Consider the following 16,375-nt stretch of genomic DNA (forward strand, 5'->3'; position numbering starts at 1 on the left):
GGCCTGTCCATGGCACAGTGCCATCAGCCCACCCGAACGACCAGGGAGCCTCCATGCGCGATCCGCACTCCACGCCCCACGCGGCCGCGCCCGGGTGCCTGCCGCAACCCGGCCCGCTGCCGTGCTGTCCGGTGTGCGACGGGGCGCCGGAACGCATCTCCTGGCGCCAGCGGCCGGGAGAGCCGGTGGTGCTGGTCTTCGACCCGTGCGGGCACCGCTGGTCCACCCCCGCTCCGCCCGTCCTGGCCGTGACGCCTCCGGGAGGCGCCGACCGGGTCAGCGGGTGAGGAAGGCGGCGATCCGCTCGGCGAACGCCTCCTCGCCGAGGATCTCGATCCCGGCCTCCTCGGCCTTGGCGACCTTGCCGCCCGCCTTCTCGCCCGCCACCAGGAGGGTGGTCCGCCCGGATATGCCGCTCGCCGACCTGCCGCCCGCCCGCTCGATCAGCTCGCGCACCTTGTCGCGCGTGTCGTAGGCGGCCAGGGCGCCCGCCATCCTGCCCGTGACCACCACCGTCTGACCGGCCAGCGGCCCTTCACCGCCCCCGCCCCCGTTCCCGCTGCCGTCCCCGGCGGTCGCCGCCGACGGCTCCGTGAGGTTGACCCCGGCGGCCGCCAGCTTGTCGATGACCGGCCCCAGCTCCGCCACCTGGGCGACGATCCCGGCCGCCTTGGTCCCGCCGACCAGCTCCACCGCCGTCATCGCCGCCGCGTCGGCGGCCCGGATCGCCTCCATGCTCCCGAAGTGCCGGGCGATCCGCCGGGACATGCCCCGCCCGGTCCCGAGGATGCCGAGTGCGCAGAACACCCGCGACAGCGGCAGGCCCTTCGCGGCCCCGATCCGCTCCACCAGCTTCGCCGCCCGCTTCTCGCTCCCGGCGGCCTGCGCGAGCCGCGCGTGGTCCAGCGTGAACAGGTCCGCCACGTCCCGGACCTGACCGGCTTCCACGAGCGCCCGTACGTACCGCTCGCCCAGACCGTCGATGTCGAGCTGGTCCCGCCCGGCTGCGTACAGGATCGCCGCGATCCGCCCGCAGTCGGCCGGCTGCGCGCAGCGCCACCGCTCCTGCGAGCGGTCTATCTCCCCGGCGCACCCCGGGCACACGGCAGGGGGCTCGATCGGCAGCTCCGCGCCGGTGCGCAGCTCCACGACCGGCGCCTCGACGCGCGGGATGACGTCCCCCGCCTTGTAGACGGTCACGATGTCGCCGAGCCGCAGGCCCCGGCGCTCGATGTCGGCCGGGTTGTGGAGCGTGGCGTGCCGCACCACCGAGCCGTCTATCTCCACCGGTTCGAGCACGGCGGTGGGCGCGAGCACCCCCGTCCGCCCCACGGACCAGGTCACCTCCAGCAGCCGCGTGCGCCGCTCGACGGCCGGCAGCTTGTAGGCGGTCGCCCAGTGCGGGTGGCGTGAGCCGGTGCCGGCCGCGGACTGCTCGGCCAGGGCGTTCGCCTTGACGACCACCCCGTCGATCCCGAAGGGCAGCCGGGCGCGCAGCGCGGCGATGCGGTCGACCTGCTCCTGCACCTCGGCGATGGTGTCCACCACCGTCAGCCCGGCGGGGGTGTCGGCCGCCGTCCGGACGCCCGCCGCGGCGACGTGGGCCATGACCTCCGCGTGGCCGGCGCCCGCGAGCGCGGTGCCGCCGTCGAGCTCGACCGCGCCGAAGGCCCAGAAACTCAGCTCCACCGTGTACGGGCGCCCCTTGGCCCGCAGCGTGCCGGCCGCGCCGTTGCGCGGGTTGGAGAACGGTCCGGCCCCGTGCTCGGCGCGTATCGCGTTCGCCCGCTCGAACTGCTCCGCCGTCAACAGCACTTCTCCGCGCACCTCGAAGGAGGCGTCGGTGCTCAGCTCCCGGGGCAGGCCGACGATCGTGCCGATCGCATGCGACACGTCCTCGCCGCCCGTGCCGTTGCCCCGCGTCACCAGCTGCACCAGCCGGCCCTGACGGTAGCGGGCGGCGAGGGAGGCCCCGTCCAGCTTCGGCTCGACCGCGTAGCCGCCCGCGACCGGCGCGCCGAGCCGGCGGACCAGGGAGGCCTCCCAGTCCAGCAGGTCCTGCGGGCCGAACACGTTGCCCAGCGAGAGCATCGCCGCCGTGTGCGGGACGTCCCCGGCCGGGACGGCGCCGCCGGCCACCTTCCCCGTCGGCGAGGCCGGATCGGTGTGCTCCGGATACCGCTCCTCGTACGCCTTGATCAGGCCGAGGAGGAGGTCGAACGAGGCGTCGTCCAGGGCGGATTCGCCGGAGCCGTAATAGGCGGCCGACGCCCTGAGCGCGGCGCCGATCGCATCGGCGTACTCATCACGGGTGGCCAGGGCGGGAGCGGTGATCGTCGTCATGCCGAGATCCTCCCGCAGGGGTCTGACAACGGCCCGTAGTCGCAGGTCGGAGGAGTTTTGCCGAGAGGCGGCGACCGTCGCGGGCGGCCAAGGGCGCGGAAGCTGACACATGTTCAAAGATGCTCGATGACAAGCCATTTCGAGCATCTTCCTTCACCTCACCTCCGTGGGGCGCTATCTTGCCAGGCGCATGCCAAAGCGATGTGTCCGCGATCCGGACCGCACGAGGAGTGCCCCATGAGACTGCCAAGCATCCGCAGGAGCCCGGCCCGGCACGGCAGCCCGGACAGCAGACGCCGTCGGGCCCCGCTGCCGCGGCGCCGCCCCCGGGTCGCCGCGCTGCTCGCCGCCGCCCTCGCCGTCGCGGGCCTGGCCGCCGCCGGACCCATCGCCTCACCCGCCGCCGCGGCCCCCGCCGGGGCCACCGCCACCGCGGGCAACGTCACCGGGTTCACCCAGACCGGGAACACCTTCACCGTCACCGCCTCCGGCGGCGCCAAGGCCCGCGTGGTCGTCGCCCGCGCCGACATCTTCCGGCTCTGGCTCTCGCCCGACGGTGCCTTCACCAACGACCCGGCCGGCAAGGACCTCGCCCCCACCACCGACTTCGGCCCCGTCACCACGAGCTTCTCCGACGCCGGCACGTACTACCGGATCACCACCGGGGCCCTCTCCATCCGGGTCAACAAATCGCCCCTCCAGTTCTCCGTCTACCGCGCCGACAACACCACCCTCGTCTGGCAGGAGACCCAGCCCACCAGCTGGACCAACAGCCAGACCACCCAGTACCTCGCCCGCGGCGCGGACGAGCAGTTCTACGGAACGGGCCTGCGCCTGGGCGAGTGGGCGCTGCGCGGCAAGACCGTCCCCGTCGCCGTCGACAACAAGTGGCGCGAGAACAACAACGCCAGCCCCGCCCCCTTCTACATGTCCACCAACGGCTACGGCGTCATGCGCAACACCTGGTCCCCGGGCTCGTACGGCTTCAACGCCCCCAGCACCCTCACCCACGACGAGAAGCGCTTCGACGCCTGGTACTTCACCGGCGACTCCCTCAAGGGCGTGCTCGACGCCTACACCGACGTCAGCGGCAAGCCGTTCATGGCGCCGATGTGGGGCTTCGAACTGGGCAACGCGGACTGTTTCAACGCCTCCAACCCCGACTACCAGGGCGACCACAACCGCCTGCGCCACCAGACCACCCCCGACGTCGTCGGCTACGCGACCGACGCCCGCGCCGCCGACATGCCCTCCGGCTGGTTCCTGCCCAACGACGGCTACGGCTGCGGCTACACCGCGCCCCTGAAGTCCACGGTGGACGCGCTGAAGGCCAAGGGCTTCCAGACCGGCCTGTGGACCTCCACCGGCCTCGGCTCCATCGCCGACGAGGTGGGCACCGCCGGCAGCCGCGGCGTGAAGACCGACGTGGCGTGGATCGGAAGCGGCTACAAGTACGCCTTCAACGGCGTCCAGCAGGCCGTCGACGGCATCGAGAAGAACTCCGACGCCCGCCGCTACGTCTGGACCGTCGACGGCTGGGCCGGCACCCAGCGCAACGCCGTCGTCTGGACCGGCGACACCAACGGCACCTGGGACGACATGCGCTGGCACGTCCCCGCCATCACAGGCGCGGGCCTGTCCGCCCTCAACTACGCCTCCGGCGACGTCGACGGCATCTTCGGCGGCAGCCCCAAGACGTACACCCGCGACCTCCAGTGGAAGGCCTTCACCCCCGCCTTCATGACCATGTCGGGCTGGGGTGCGACCAACCCCTCCGCCGGCTACCAGGACAAGCAGCCCTGGCGGTTCGCCGAGCCGTACCTGTCCATCAACCGCAAGTACCTCCAGCTCAAGATGCGGCTGATGCCGTACCTGTACACGATGAGCCGCGTCGCGCACGAGACCGGCGTGCCGAGCACCCGCGCCATGGTCCTGGAGTACCCCGACGATCCGGTGGCCCGCGGCAACCTCACCAGCGGCCAGTTCATGGCGGGCGACTCCCTCCTCGTCGCGCCCGTCGTCTCCGACACCACCGTCCGCGACGGCATCTACCTGCCCGCCGGGACCTGGACGGACTACTGGACGGGCAAGACGTACGCGGGCCCGGGCTGGCTGAACGGCTACCAGGCCCCGCTCGACACCCTGCCCCTCTTCGTCAAGGGCGGCGGCATCGTCCCGATGTGGCCGCAGATGAACCACACCGGCGAAAAGCCCGTCTCCACCCTCACCTACGACATCCACCCGCGCGGCGCCACCTCCTTCAGCCTCTACGAGGACGACGGCCTCACCCGCGCCCACCAGTCCGGCGCCTACGCCCGCCAGCAGGTCGACGTCACCGCCCCGGCGAGCGGCTCCGGCACGGTCAACGTCTCCGTCTCGGCCCCCACCGGCAGCTACACCGGCAAACCGGCCTCGCGCGGCTACGAGTTCACCCTCCACGTCGCCTCCGCGCCCTCCGCGCTCACCGTGGACGGTTCCGCCCTGGCGCGCCTGACCTCCAAGGCCGCCTACGACGCGGCCGCCACGGGATGGTTCTTCGACCCGTCCGACCGCTCCGGCGTCCTCTGGATCAAGACGGGCTCGAAGTCGGGCGCGTTCAGCGTCTCGGCCGCCGGCACCACCCTCCCGGCGGCGCAGCCCCTGCCCTCCTCCTCGCCCATCGCCCAGTCCGGCTGGTCTCTGGTCTCCGCCGACAGCCAGGAGACGAGCGCCGAGAACGGCGCCGCCGTGGGCGCCTTTGACGGCGACCCGGCCACGATGTGGCACACCGCCTGGGCCTCCGGAAAGCCCGCCGCGCTCCCGCACGAGATCCAGATCGACCTCGGCGCCCGCTACTCGGTGGACGGCCTCGGCTACCTGCCGCGCCAGGACGGCGGCGTCAACGGCCGCATCGGCGGCTACGAGGTCTACCTCTCGGACACCACCGCCGACTGGGGCACCCCGGTGGCGAGCGGCACCTTCGCCGACACGGCGGCCGCCAAGAACGTCCCCATGGCCGCCAGAACGGGCCGCTACCTGCGCCTCAGGGCCCTGACCGAGGCGGGCGGCCGCGGCCCCTGGACCAGCGCCGCCGAGATCACCCTCACCGGCCGCCCCGCCCCGCTGCCCGCCGACGCCACCCTCGTCAACGCCGCCTCCGGCACCTGCGCCGACCTCCCGCACAGCGCGACCACCCCGGGGACCGAACCCACCCTCTACACCTGCCACGGAGGCCCCAACCAACGCTGGACCCTCCAGCCCGACGGCCGCCTCACCGGCCTGTCCGGCGTCTGCCTCGACGCAGCGAACCCCTCCCGCGTGAGCGTCCAGCCCTGCAACGGCAGCGCCGGCCAGACCTGGCAGGCAGGTCCCCAGAGCACCCTGCGCAACGCCGGCCAGTGCCTCACCCCGGCCGGCTCCGCCACCGCCAACGGCACCCTGCTCACCCGCGCCGCATGCGACAACACCCCCGCCCAGCGCTGGACCTTCACGCCCTGAGGGCGGTCGGCAGCCGAGCACGGCCTGGCTCCCGCGCCAGGCCGTGCTCGCCGAGCGTGGGTCGACACCCGTTGCCGCCTCCGCCGGGGGTCCGGACCCCTGTGGCGAAGGCTCGAACGGGTTGCCGCCCGGGCCGTGTACCGATCGTGATCCAGCCCAAACCCCAAGTCAATCCACCTGTTTCCTCCGCTCACCCAAGAGATACCTTGGGGCTCATGACCCTCGACGACCTCCGCGTCTTCGTCGCCGTGTGCCGCGCCGGAAGCCTCAGCGCCGTCGCCCGCGACCTCGGCCGCACCCAGTCCGCCGTCAGCCAGCACGTCCGCCGGCTGGAGAAGGAGACCGGCGCGAGCCTGCTGGAACGCCACGCCCGCGGGGTCGTGCCCACCGAAGCCGGCCGTGTCCTCCAGGCGGCCGCCGCCGACGGCATCGCCGGCCTCGACGGGGCCCTGCGCCGCCTGGACCACCTCGTACGGGGCGACGCCGGCTCGGTGCGCGTCACCACCGGCGCCACCACCGTCCGGCACTTCATGTCCGAGGCCGTCGTCGCCTTCCGCCGCCGGCACCCGCAGGTGAGCCTGGAGTTCCAGACCGAGAACTCCAGCCGCAGCTGCTTCGACGCCCTCGCCGCCGACGACCTCGACCTCGCCTGGATCACCATCGGCGGCCCGGTCCGCGGCATCGAGCAGCGGCCCGTCATGGAACTGCCCTGGGTGCTCGCGGTCGGCGCCGACGACCCCCTGGCGGACCGGCCCCGGATCGAAACCGCCGACCTCGCCGGAATCCGCCACATCCGCCTCCCGGAGAACTCCGCCTCCCGCGCCCACCTCGACGCCGCCCTCGCCGCGTCCGGCATCCGCGTACGGTCCGACACCAGCGTCGCCGACTGGGACACCGCCCTGCTCCTGGCCGAACTGGGCCTCGGTCACGCCGTCGTCCCCGCGCTCCCCGGCTGGCGCGTCCCCGGCACCGACGGCCCGATCCGGCTGGTCCCGATCCCCGCGCTGCCGCCCCTCGCGGTCGGCTGGGCGGTCCGCCGCTGGTCCGCGCTGGCACCGCCCGCCCGCGCCTTCGCCGCCGAGGTCGCCCGCACCTGCCGGGCACGCGCCGCCGGGCAGTCGTGACCTCCCGGACCGGGGTGCGGCCAAGTGGCCGTGCGGCCGCCACGCGTTCGGGTGACGGCCCCGCTCGGCGCCGGGCGGGTCCGGCCCCGCGTGCCCGACCATCTCAGGCGGCCGGTCATGTTCCGGTCCCGGGCCGCCGCTGGGAGATCACGTGCACGTCCTGCTCCTCGCGAGCGCCTTCAACAGCCTCGCGCAGCGAGTCCACGCCGAGCTCCGCGACCACGGCCACAGCGTGGCGTTCGAACTCGCCCTGCCCGACGTCCCCCTGACCGAGGCCGTCGGCCGCCACCGCCCCGACCTCGTCCTCGCCCCGATGCTGCGGACCGCCGTGCCGGCCGAAGTCCGGGCCGCCCACACCTGCCTGGTCGTCCACCCCGGACCCGTCGGCGACCGCGGCCCCGCCTCCCTCGACCGGGCCATCCAGGAGCAGGCGATCCGCTGGGGCGTCGCCGTCCTCGAGGCCGCGGGGGAGATGGACGCCGGCCCCGTCTGGGCCCACGTCGACTGCCCGGTACCGCCCGTGGCCAAGAGCGACCTCTACCGCGGCGAGATCGCCGACGCAGCCCTGGCCGCCGTCCTCCTGGCCGTCCACCGCTTCGCCTCCGGCACCCACACCCCCCAGCCGCCGCCCGCCGGTCACGCCCACCCCGCGCTGCGCCAGGAGAACCGCCGCATCGACTGGGAGGCGGACTCCACCGAGCGCGTCCTGCGCGCACTGCGCGCCGCCGACTCGCAGCCCGGCGTACGGGACGAACTGCTCGGCGCCGAGTGGTTCCTGCACGGCGGCCACCACGAGGACCGCCTGAGCGGCCGCCCCGGGGAGCTGCTGGCCACCCGGGCGGGCGCGATCTGCCGGGCCACCGCCGACGGCGCCGTCTGGATCCCCGAACTCCGGGCCCCGCGCGCACCGGGCGAGCCCGCCGCCCCCAAACTGCCCGCCACCGTGGCGCTCGCCGACCGGCTGCCCCCGCTGCGGGAGCACCCCGCCCCGCTCCACACCGACCCGCGCCGCCGCACCTGGTCCGACATCGGCTACCGCGAGGAGGGCCGGACCGGCTTCCTCACCTTCTCCTTCCCCGGCGGCGCCATGAGCACCGCCCACTGCCGGCGCCTGCTGAACGCCTACCGGATCGCCTGTACCCGCCCCACCGCCGTCCTCGTCCTCGGCGGCGGCCGCGACCTCTTCTCCCACGGCATGCACCTGGGCGTCATCGAGGCCGCCGCCGACCCGGCAGAGGAGTCCACTGCCAACGCCGACGCCCTGTACGACCTGGTCGAGGCCGTCCTCACCACCACCGACCGGCTGGTCGTCGCCGCCCTCGGAGGCAACGCCGCCGCCGGCGGGGCCATGCTCGCCCTCGCCGCCGACGAGGTCTGGTGCCGCTCGGGGGTCGTGCTCAACCCGCACCACCGCCTGATGGGACTCGACGGCTGCGCGTACGGGACGTACACCCTGCCGCGGCGCGCCGGCACCGGCGTCGCGGAGCGCCTCACCGCCGAGGCCCTGCCGCTGAGCGCCGAGGCCGCGCACCGGCTCGGACTGGTCGACCGTACGATCCCCTGCCCGCCCCAGGCCTTCGCCGCCGAGACGGCGCGGATCGCACTGCGGCTGGCGGCCCTGCCAGCCACGGCCGCCCGGATCGCCGAGAAGAAGGCACACCGCGACCGCGACGAGGCCGAGAGACCGCTGGCCGCCTACCGGGAGGCCGAACTGGCCCGGTTGCGGCAGACCTTCCGCGATCCGCACGCCCCGTACCACGCCCTGCGCCGGGCCTTCGTGCGCAAGGAGCCCCCGACCGCCACCCCGCCCCACCTGGCGCGCACGGTGCCCGGCCGCAACACGGCGCCGCTGCCCTACCGGCGGAAGGACGGGGTGGAGGGGATGATGGAAGCGGACAGACGGCCTACGGCCCGGTCGGGCGTGGAGGAGGTGCACGGGTCATGACGGAGCACGACGGCGGTCCGTCGGCGCGGAATCTGGAGGAGGGCCGGCTGCTCAAGGAGCTGGAGGCCATCCACCGCACGCGCCACGAGACGCTGCTGCACGGGTCGGACGACGCCCTGGTCACCCATACGCAGCGGATGAACGAGCTGGAGCACGAGTACGTACGCCGTCACCCGGAGCGGGCGAAGACCGCCGCCCGGACCCGTTCGGGCGCCCGCGCCCGCACCTCCGAGGGGGAATGACGCCGAGCAGGGCGGCGGAGCCGGGCGGGCGTCAGCCCTTCCTGGTGTAGCGGGCCCGCGCCCACAGCGGCAGGGCGAACCAGCACAGCAGGTACCACACCAGTACTCCGGCCACCAGCCACGGGGCCGCGGCGCTGCGGGTGGCCACGCGCAGGACCAGGAAGAGCGCGGCGGTGAGGGTGGCCAGCAGCAGGATGACGCCCGCGAAGGTGAGCCGTGAGGCCCAGGCGACGGCCTGCGGCTTGATGCGGCGGCCCTTGACGATGCGGTGGAAGGCGACGGGGCCGATGAGGGCGCCGGTGGCCAGCGAGGCGAGGACCACGGTGACGACGTAGATCGTCTTGTCCACCTGGGGCAGATCGTGGAACTGCGGGGCGAAGACGACGGTCAGCAGGAAGCCGAAGAGGATCTGCACGCCCGTCTGGGCGACACGGATCTCCTGCACCAGCTCCGTCCACTGCCGGTCGGCCCGCTCCTCGGGGCTCTCGTCCCGGCCGTCGTCCCTCCCGTTGCCCCTGCCGTGACGCCTCCCGCTGCCGTCGTCCTGTCCGTCGTCCCGCATGGCGCCTCCGCGGTGGCTGTGCGTACCCCCTCATGCTGCACCCGGCGCAGGTGCCCTGCGTAGGGGGCGGTACCGCCCGCCGACGCCGGTGATGGATCACATTTGCTTCGAGTGAGACAAGTTTGTATCGTTCGAGGCGAAGGAGGCTCACCCGTCATGGTGCACGAAGAAGAACTGCTCGACGCCGCCGCGCGTGTCCTCGCCGGGGATCACAGCGCCTCGATGGTGCAGATCGCCGCCGGAATCGGCACCAGCCGCGCCACCCTCAGCCGCCGCTACGCGACCCGCGAGGCCCTGCTGAAGGCCGTGGCCGTGCGCGCGATCCAGGTGGTCGACGAGTGCCTGACCCCGGTCGACCTCCCGGAGACCGCCGACGGGGAGGCCTTCGACGCCGCGCTGGAGGACCTCGTCGTGGCCCTGCTGCCCGCCGCGCACCTGTACGGGTTCACCTCGCGCGACGCCACCGTCCTCGCGGACCCCGAGTTCCGGGCCGGCGTGGACCGGCAGGACCAGCGGGCGCTGGCCTTCCTCGCGCTCGGCCAGCGGCTCGGGCGCCTGCGCACCGACCTGCCCCCCTACTGGATCTGGTACTCGCTCTGGGGTCTGCTCGACGCGGCCGCCGAGGGCGTACGCGACGGGCACCTCGCCCCCCGCCAGACCGGTCACCTGGTGCTGACCTCCTTCCTCAGCGGAACGCGGACCAGCGCGGTGCCCCCACCCCCGGCGCCCGCACCCTGACCCGCTCCGCACCGTGCTCCACCCCTGAACGGAACCTCATGCACACCCCCTCGCCGGACCCCCGCCGGTGGATCGTCCTGGCGATCCTCTCGGGCAGCCTCCTGCTCATCTCCATGGACACCACGATCCTGAACGTGGCCTTCCCCTCCCTCGTCGGCGACCTCCAGCCGAGCGCCGTACAGCAACTGTGGATCATCGACGTCTACGCGCTGGCCCTGTCCGGCCTCCTCGTCACGGCCGGTGCGCTCGGCGACCGCTGGGGGCGCAAGCGGCTGCTCATCGCGGGCTTCGGCATCTTCTCGCTGGCCTCGCTCATAGCCGTCTTCTCCACCGAGGCCTGGCACGTCATCGCGGCCCGCGCCCTGCTCGGCATCGGCGGCGCGGCCATCATGCCCTCCACCCTGTCGATCCTGCGCAGCGTCTTCACCGACGCCAAGGAGCGCGCCTTCGCACTCGCCGTCTGGGCGGCCGTCTTCGGCGGCGGCATGGCCTTCGGCCCCGTCGTCGGCGGACTGCTGGTCCAGGACTACGGCTGGCACTCCGCCTTCCTCCTCAACCTCCCCGTCGCCGCGCTCATCATCGCGACCGGTGCCCGCTACCTGCCCGAATCGCGCTCCCCGCGCAGCGCCGGCCGCTGGGACTGGTGGGGCGTCGGCCAGTCGATCGTCGGCATGCTCGCCCTCGCCGGCGGCATCAAGCAGCTCGGCAAGAGCGGTGCCGCCGACCCGCTGCCCTGGGCCCTGCTCGCCCTCGCCGTCGTGGCGCTGACCGTCTTCGTCCGCCGCCAGCTGCGCGTGGACAACCCGCTGCTCCAGGTGCGGCTCTTCACCAAGGCCGCCTTCAGCGTCGCGGCCACCGCGATCTTCCTGCCCATGATGGGCATGGGCGCGATCCTCTTCCTCGTCACCCAGTGGTTCCAGTACGGCCAGGGCTACACCCCGCTCGAGGCCGGTCTGCGCCTGCTGCCCGCGCCGCTCGCGCTGATCTGCGCCTCGATGGTGGCCCCCACCCTCATGCAGCGCTTCGCGATCCGGCACGTGCTCGGCGCCGGACTGGTCGTGCTCGCCGCCGGCATGGCCCTGCCCTGGGGCTTCCAGCAGTTCACCGAACTCGGCTACCCGGCCTTCGCCGCAGCCCTGACGATCATGGGCCTGGGTGCCGGGCTCGCGACCACGGTGGCCTCGGTGACGCTGATCTCCGCCGCCCCTGCGGACGAGGTCTCCAGCGCGGCCGCCATCGAGGAGACCTGCTACGAGCTCGGCTCGGCCATGGGCGTCGCCATCCTCGGCTCCACCGCGGCCGCGCTCTACCGGGGCAACCTGCCCGCCCTCGACCTGGACGGGCCGAGCGCCGCGGCCGTGCGGGACTCCGTCGGCGAGGCCGCCCACACCGCCGAGCGGCTGGGCGGGGCCGTCGGCCAGGCCCTGTTCGACACCGCCTCGCACGCCTACACCCTGGCGATCACCCCGGCGTTCCTCATGGCCGGAGCCCTCGCGGTGGCCGCCGCGGCCACCACCTGGGCGCTCATTCCGCGCGATCTCCAGCCCACCGAGAACCACTGACCCGCTCGGAGCGGAACGCGGGAGCGGCGGGCGCCGGGCCCAGTGTGGTGGTGCCCGGCACCGCCCGGTGGCCCAGGCCCGTGCGGTACGCGTCCAGGGCCGCCTCGATCCGGCCCGTACGCCGCAACAGGTCGCCCAGGAGCCGGCACAGATCGGCGAGGTCGCCGGTGGCGCCACTTCGCTCCAGCAGGGCCAGCGCCTGGACGTAGTGCTCCTCGGCGGTCTCGGGCTCGCCGCGCTCCTCGGCCATCAGGCCGAGGAGCCGGTGCGCGCCGCCCGCGTGCACGGCGCCGTGGCTGTCCCCCAGGTCCCCCGGCCGCAGCAGCGCCGACAGCAGCTCCTGGGCTTCTGCGAACCGGCCGAGCCGGCGCAGCACGTCGGCCAGCTCGACCTCCACCTGCGCCGTGTACAGGGCGGCGCGGCGGGCCGACAGCATCTCCCGCGCCGTACGCAACTCCCGCTCGGCCGCCTCCAGTTCGCCGTTCTGCGCCTGGACGTAGCCGCGCATCCAGTGGCAGTGCGCCAGATCGGTCCGCAGCCGCAACTGCCCGTAGATCGCCTGGGCCTTGGCCAGTGAGGCGTCGGCGTCGGCCACCCGCCCCTCGGCGAGGAAGGTCCGCGCCACCTGCCGGTGCATGCCCGCGACCAGCGCCGGATCGCTGACCTGCGGGGCCAGTGCGAGGGCGAGTTCGGCGGCGTGGGCCGCGCGGGCGTGCGCGCCCATGTCGATGTACGGCCCGATTACCGCCGCGTACAGCAGCACCAGCGCCTCGGGGTCGGCCAGCCCGCTCGTGCCCAGCTCGTCGATGGTGGATTCGAGGAGGTAGCAGGCGTAGCGCAGCTCCCCGGCGAGCAGGTGGGCGATGGCGCGGCCGCGGATCGGGCGGGCCCGGCGGGGGAGGGGCTCACCCGCCAGCAGCCGCTCCGCCGCCTCGAAGTGGCCTATGGCCTCCGGGAGTTCCCCGGATTCCAGCGCGCAGTCACCGAGCCCGAGCCGTGCCTCCGCCTGCTCCGGGGCGAGTCCGAGGTGTTCGGCCTCGGCGAGCAGTACCCGGTAGCGGACGGCGGCCTCGACGGCGGCGCCCGTGGCGAGCGTCTGCTGGGCGTCGGCCAGGGCGAGCCGCAGCTCGGTGGCCAGGTGGGCGGGGCGGCCGGTGGCGAGTTCCTCGTACGAGGTGTTCAGGCGCCCGGCGAGGAAGCGCAGCGCCGTCTCCGAGGGGCGGACCTTGCCCGACTCCAGCGTCGAGATGTAGGCGGGCGTATAGCTGGGCTCGGCCAACTGACGCTGGGTCATGCCGAGTTCGGTGCGCATGCGCTGAACTCTGCGCCCGATGCGGGCCGGTTCGTCCACGAAGTCCCCCTGGTAGCTCGAACTCCCCAGTATTCAGGGGGACCGGGCCATTGCGCACGTCCCCTGCGCCACCTAATTTAAGCAGCCGATTCAGCGTGCTTATCTCGCTGCTTAACCATTCGCCGCTCAACCACCTTTCCCGGGGGAGGACTTGATGAGTCCAGCCGTACGCCGTCCAGCCCTGCGCGCCACGCTGCGCGGCGCCTTCGCGGCGGCCTGCGCGACCGCGATGCTGCTCGCCGCCGCCCCGGCGGGGGCGGCGGACGCCCCGCCCAAACCCCGGGTGGCGGTGGAGATCCCGGGGCCGGAGCACGGCGGGGAGGCCGGCTCGGGGCACGCCCTCGTACCGGCCGCGGGAACCCGCTCGAAGAGCACGGGACAACTCTCGGAAGCCCAGCGGGCGGCCGACGGCGAAGTCGCCAAGGTGGTCGACAACGGGCCCACCGCCGACCGGCTCGACGTGGTCTTCGTCGGCGACGGCTACACCGCCGCCGAGCTGGACCGCTTCCACGCCGACGTCAGCCGGAAGTGGGCCGAGGTCACCGCCGTGGAGCCCTACACCACCTACCGCGCCCTCTTCAACGTCTGGACGGTCGACGCGGTCTCGCGCGAGTCGGGCGTCTCCGGAGACCCCGACCGGGCGGTGGTCCGCGACACCGCCCTCGGCTCGTACTTCTGGTGCGAGGAGATCGAGCGGCTGCTCTGCATCGACCAGCCCAAGGTCGACGCGTACGTGGCGAAGGCCCCGGCCGCGGACCTCGTCATCGTGCTGGCCAACAGCGCGAAGTACGGCGGCGCGGGCTACAACGAGCCCAGCGCCACCCTCGGTTACGAGGGGATATCCACGGCCTCGGCCGGCCACGCGAAGTCCGGGCAGGTCGCCATCCACGAGACCGGCCACTCCCTGGGCAAGCTCGCCGACGAGTACTTCTACGCGGGCGTCCCGGACTACGAGAAGTACACCGGCCCCGAGCCCGCCGAGTCCAACAGCTCCACCCTGCCCGCGGACCGGATGGCCGCGGAACGGGCCAAGTGGTACCGCTGGCTGGGCGAACAGTCCCCGGACGGCGGGACCGTCGGCGCGTACGAGGGCGGCGGCTACTTCACCACCGGGCTCTACCGGCCCACCGACAACTCGATCATGCGGGTGCTGGGCAAGCCCTTCAACCTGCCCGGTGTCGAGGCGATGATCGCCGGGTTCCACCGGCACGCCAGGACGGTCACCCCGCTGACCCCGACCGACCGCACCCTGCGGGTGCGCCACACGGCGAAGGCGGCCGTGCCGAGGCTGGCCGGCGCGGACGGCCGGCAGCTGGTGGTCCGCTGGTACCTGGACGGGCGGGAGCTGAAGAGGTTCGAGGGCCGGACGGAGGTGCCGGTCGCTCAGCTGTGGCTGTTCGACCTGCGCACGCACCGGCTGTCCGTGACGGCCGAGGACCGCACGCCCTCGGTGCGCGACCCGCAGATCGCCCGGACCCTGCGCTCCACGGCCGAGTGGACGGTCCGGCTGTAGCCGGAGGTCCGCTCAGACCCGGCGCCAGCAGGCCAGGGCCCAGGAGAACAGCCCGAACAGGACGAGCCCGGCGGCGACCACCACGAGGAGCCACGGTCCCGCCGGAGTCTGAGTGAAGGCGCGGAGGGTGTCGTCGACGCCCTTCGCCTCCGAGGGGTCGTAGCGCACCGCCGCGTACACGAGGAAGGCGCCGGCGGCGGCGAAGACGGCGCCCCGGGCCACGCCGCCGGCGACACCGAGGAACTCGACCGCCTTGCGGACCCCCTCGGGCGTCCTGTCCAGCGCCAGGTGCTTGCGGAACGTGCGCCGGGCCGCCCCCACGGCGATCACGACGCCCCCGATGGCGATCGCCGCACCCACGGCGGCCACCCACCACGGGCCGCCCGGCAGGTCGAGCACCTTCGCCGTCACGTCGCGCGACTGCTCGTCCCCGGACCGCCCGCTGCCGGAGCCGGCCGCGAAGGACAGCACGGAGAACGCGACGACCGCGTAGAAGACGGCCCGGGCCGCCGACGCCAGCCGCTTCGCGGCCTTGCCGCCGTCGGGGCCGGCCGCGCCGAACACCGCCTCCGACAGCCGCCACAGCATCATGCACACCAGGCCGATCCCGACGGCCCAGACCAGGACGCCGCCGAAGGGCTTGCCCGCGAGCTCCTGCAGTGCGCCCATGCGATCCGCCTGCTGCCCGCTGTCACCGAACGCCATGCGGACCGCGAGTACGCCGACGAGCACGTACAGCACTCCGCGCGCCACCAGTCCGCACCGGGCCGCCACCTCGCGGCCCATGCCGCCCCGTGAGGCGGTCCGTACGCCTTCGCGTGTCGTTTCGCTGCCCGTCATGCCACGCGGCTACCCGGGCTCGACCGCTCCATGTCCCTGGGCGGACCGGGCGGAGAGACCGTCGAGGACCAGGCCGAGGCCGAGCTCGAAGCCGCGGTCGTCGAGTTCGGCCAGGCCGGCGCCGGTGGCGGCGGCTCCGGTCAGCGAGTCGGCCAGGGCCGGATAGTCCGGCCGGTACTCGCCGGCGGGGCGGGTGAATCCAGCGGTGAAGGTCTCCAGCGCCGATCCGAGGACCAGGTAGTCGATGGCGGCGGCGGCCTCGGCGGCGCGGGCCGGCGTGCAGCCGGCCCGGATCAGGGTGGCGAGCAGCGCGTCGTAGCCGCGCAGGGCCGGGGCCGCCTCGACGGCTCGCCGTGCGGCCGGGGCGATCGCGTTCGGGTGGCGCAGGTACACCCGGCGGTAGCCGCGGGCGTAGGCCGCGATCCCCTCCCGCCAGTCGGGCGCGTCGAGCGGGCTCAGATCGATCTCCTCGTTGATCAGCTCCGAGACCGCGTCGAGGACGTCGTCCTTGGACGCGACGTGGTGGTACAGGGAGGCGCCCCTGACCCCGAGCCGGTCGGCGAGCGTGCGCATTTTCAGCGCCTGGGGGCCCTCCTCGTCGAGGAGCTCCAGGGCCGCGCGCGCGATGTTCCCGCGGCTGAGCAGCGGCTGGTTCGGTCGGCCCACGGTGATCCCCCT

Annotated in this window: 13 protein-coding genes; 8 read left to right on the plus strand and 5 right to left on the minus strand. The window is 73.9% G+C overall.

Going from position 1 to position 16,375, the window contains the following annotated elements; all coding sequences use genetic code 11:
* The first annotated feature begins 53 nt into the window (after positions 1–53).
* Positions 54–287: a hypothetical protein gene (locus tag ACFTXQ_RS01390; RefSeq protein WP_382634636.1), complete on the plus strand. Its 234-nt coding sequence runs from the start codon at positions 54–56 to the stop codon at positions 285–287.
* On the opposite strand, the gene ligA is transcribed toward ACFTXQ_RS01390, so the two are convergent.
* Positions 277–2,343: an NAD-dependent DNA ligase LigA gene (gene ligA / locus ACFTXQ_RS01395; protein WP_382634639.1), complete on the minus strand. Its 2,067-nt coding sequence runs from the start codon at positions 2,341–2,343 to the stop codon at positions 277–279. The genes ACFTXQ_RS01390 and ligA overlap by 11 nt on opposite strands.
* 237 nt (positions 2,344–2,580) lie before the next feature.
* On the opposite strand from ligA, the gene ACFTXQ_RS01400 reads away from it, so the two are divergent.
* The 4 genes from ACFTXQ_RS01400 to ACFTXQ_RS01415 all read left to right on the plus strand — a co-directional run bounded on the left by ACFTXQ_RS01400 (position 2,581) and on the right by ACFTXQ_RS01415 (position 9,131).
* On the plus strand, positions 2,581–5,820 hold the full coding sequence (locus ACFTXQ_RS01400; RefSeq protein ID WP_382634642.1) for a TIM-barrel domain-containing protein: 3,240 nt from the start codon (positions 2,581–2,583) through the stop codon (positions 5,818–5,820).
* A gap of 215 nt (positions 5,821–6,035) precedes the next feature.
* Positions 6,036–6,944, plus strand: a complete 909-nt coding sequence (locus ACFTXQ_RS01405; protein WP_382634644.1) for a LysR family transcriptional regulator — start codon at positions 6,036–6,038, stop codon at positions 6,942–6,944.
* Between the two features lie 151 nt (positions 6,945–7,095).
* Entirely contained in the window at positions 7,096–8,889 is a 1,794-nt protein-coding gene (locus ACFTXQ_RS01410) for an enoyl-CoA hydratase-related protein (protein WP_382634647.1), read from the plus strand.
* Entirely contained in the window at positions 8,886–9,131 is a 246-nt protein-coding gene (locus ACFTXQ_RS01415) for a DUF6158 family protein (protein WP_382634649.1), read from the plus strand. Before ACFTXQ_RS01410 ends, ACFTXQ_RS01415 begins: the two co-directional genes overlap by 4 nt.
* Positions 9,132–9,162: 31 nt before the next feature.
* Here ACFTXQ_RS01415 and ACFTXQ_RS01420 read toward each other — a convergent pair whose 3' ends face one another.
* Complete coding sequence (locus tag ACFTXQ_RS01420; RefSeq protein ID WP_382634652.1) at positions 9,163–9,693, minus strand: DUF6328 family protein; 531 nt, start codon at positions 9,691–9,693, stop codon at positions 9,163–9,165.
* Between the two features lie 156 nt (positions 9,694–9,849).
* On the opposite strand from ACFTXQ_RS01420, the gene ACFTXQ_RS01425 reads away from it, so the two are divergent.
* Both ACFTXQ_RS01425 and ACFTXQ_RS01430 read left to right on the plus strand, forming a co-directional pair.
* Positions 9,850–10,431 carry a TetR/AcrR family transcriptional regulator gene (locus ACFTXQ_RS01425; protein WP_382634655.1) on the plus strand — a complete coding sequence of 194 codons (582 nt, stop codon included), beginning with the start codon at positions 9,850–9,852 and terminating at the stop codon, positions 10,429–10,431.
* Between the two features lie 38 nt (positions 10,432–10,469).
* Positions 10,470–11,993, plus strand: a complete 1,524-nt coding sequence (locus ACFTXQ_RS01430; RefSeq protein WP_382634658.1) for an MFS transporter — start codon at positions 10,470–10,472, stop codon at positions 11,991–11,993.
* Here the strand turns inward: ACFTXQ_RS01430 and ACFTXQ_RS01435 are convergent.
* Complete coding sequence (locus ACFTXQ_RS01435) at positions 11,956–13,344, minus strand: tetratricopeptide repeat protein (protein ID WP_382634660.1); 1,389 nt, start codon at positions 13,342–13,344, stop codon at positions 11,956–11,958. The two genes, ACFTXQ_RS01430 and ACFTXQ_RS01435, sit on opposite strands and share 38 nt — an antisense overlap.
* Positions 13,345–13,498: 154 nt before the next feature.
* Here ACFTXQ_RS01435 and ACFTXQ_RS01440 point away from each other — a divergent pair, with 154 nt between their 5' ends.
* Positions 13,499–14,857, plus strand: coding sequence for a M64 family metallopeptidase (locus tag ACFTXQ_RS01440; RefSeq protein ID WP_382634661.1), 1,359 nt, complete (start codon positions 13,499–13,501; stop codon positions 14,855–14,857).
* 12 nt (positions 14,858–14,869) lie between these two features.
* On the opposite strand, the gene ACFTXQ_RS01445 is transcribed toward ACFTXQ_RS01440, so the two are convergent.
* Together ACFTXQ_RS01445 and ACFTXQ_RS01450 are read right to left on the minus strand one after the other, a co-directional pair.
* Entirely contained in the window at positions 14,870–15,697 is an 828-nt protein-coding gene (locus ACFTXQ_RS01445; protein WP_382634664.1) for a DUF1206 domain-containing protein, read from the minus strand.
* A gap of 9 nt (positions 15,698–15,706) precedes the next feature.
* The gene (locus ACFTXQ_RS01450) at positions 15,707–16,363 is read right to left on the minus strand and encodes a TetR/AcrR family transcriptional regulator (protein ID WP_382634667.1); all 657 of its coding nucleotides are present in this window, start codon (positions 16,361–16,363) and stop codon (positions 15,707–15,709) included.
* Positions 16,364–16,375: the final 12 nt, after the last annotated feature.

The organism is Streptomyces sp. NPDC057010 (assembly GCF_042673805.1).
Classification (GTDB): domain Bacteria; phylum Actinomycetota; class Actinomycetes; order Streptomycetales; family Streptomycetaceae; genus Streptomyces.

Coding starts and splice junctions, on each gene's coding strand:
- ACFTXQ_RS01425 (WP_382634655.1), top strand. CDS start 9,850: ATGGTGCACGAAGAAGAACTGCTCGACGCCGCCGCGCGTGTCCTCGCC.
- ACFTXQ_RS01440 (WP_382634661.1), top strand. CDS start 13,499: ATGAGTCCAGCCGTACGCCGTCCAGCCCTGCGCGCCACGCTGCGCGGC.
- ACFTXQ_RS01400 (WP_382634642.1), top strand. CDS start 2,581: ATGAGACTGCCAAGCATCCGCAGGAGCCCGGCCCGGCACGGCAGCCCG.
- ACFTXQ_RS01415 (WP_382634649.1), top strand. CDS start 8,886: ATGACGGAGCACGACGGCGGTCCGTCGGCGCGGAATCTGGAGGAGGGC.
- ACFTXQ_RS01390 (WP_382634636.1), top strand. CDS start 54: ATGCGCGATCCGCACTCCACGCCCCACGCGGCCGCGCCCGGGTGCCTG.
- ACFTXQ_RS01430 (WP_382634658.1), top strand. CDS start 10,470: ATGCACACCCCCTCGCCGGACCCCCGCCGGTGGATCGTCCTGGCGATC.
- ACFTXQ_RS01445 (WP_382634664.1), bottom strand. CDS start 15,697: ATGACGGGCAGCGAAACGACACGCGAAGGCGTACGGACCGCCTCACGG.
- ligA (WP_382634639.1), bottom strand. CDS start 2,343: ATGACGACGATCACCGCTCCCGCCCTGGCCACCCGTGATGAGTACGCC.
- ACFTXQ_RS01405 (WP_382634644.1), top strand. CDS start 6,036: ATGACCCTCGACGACCTCCGCGTCTTCGTCGCCGTGTGCCGCGCCGGA.
- ACFTXQ_RS01420 (WP_382634652.1), bottom strand. CDS start 9,693: ATGCGGGACGACGGACAGGACGACGGCAGCGGGAGGCGTCACGGCAGG.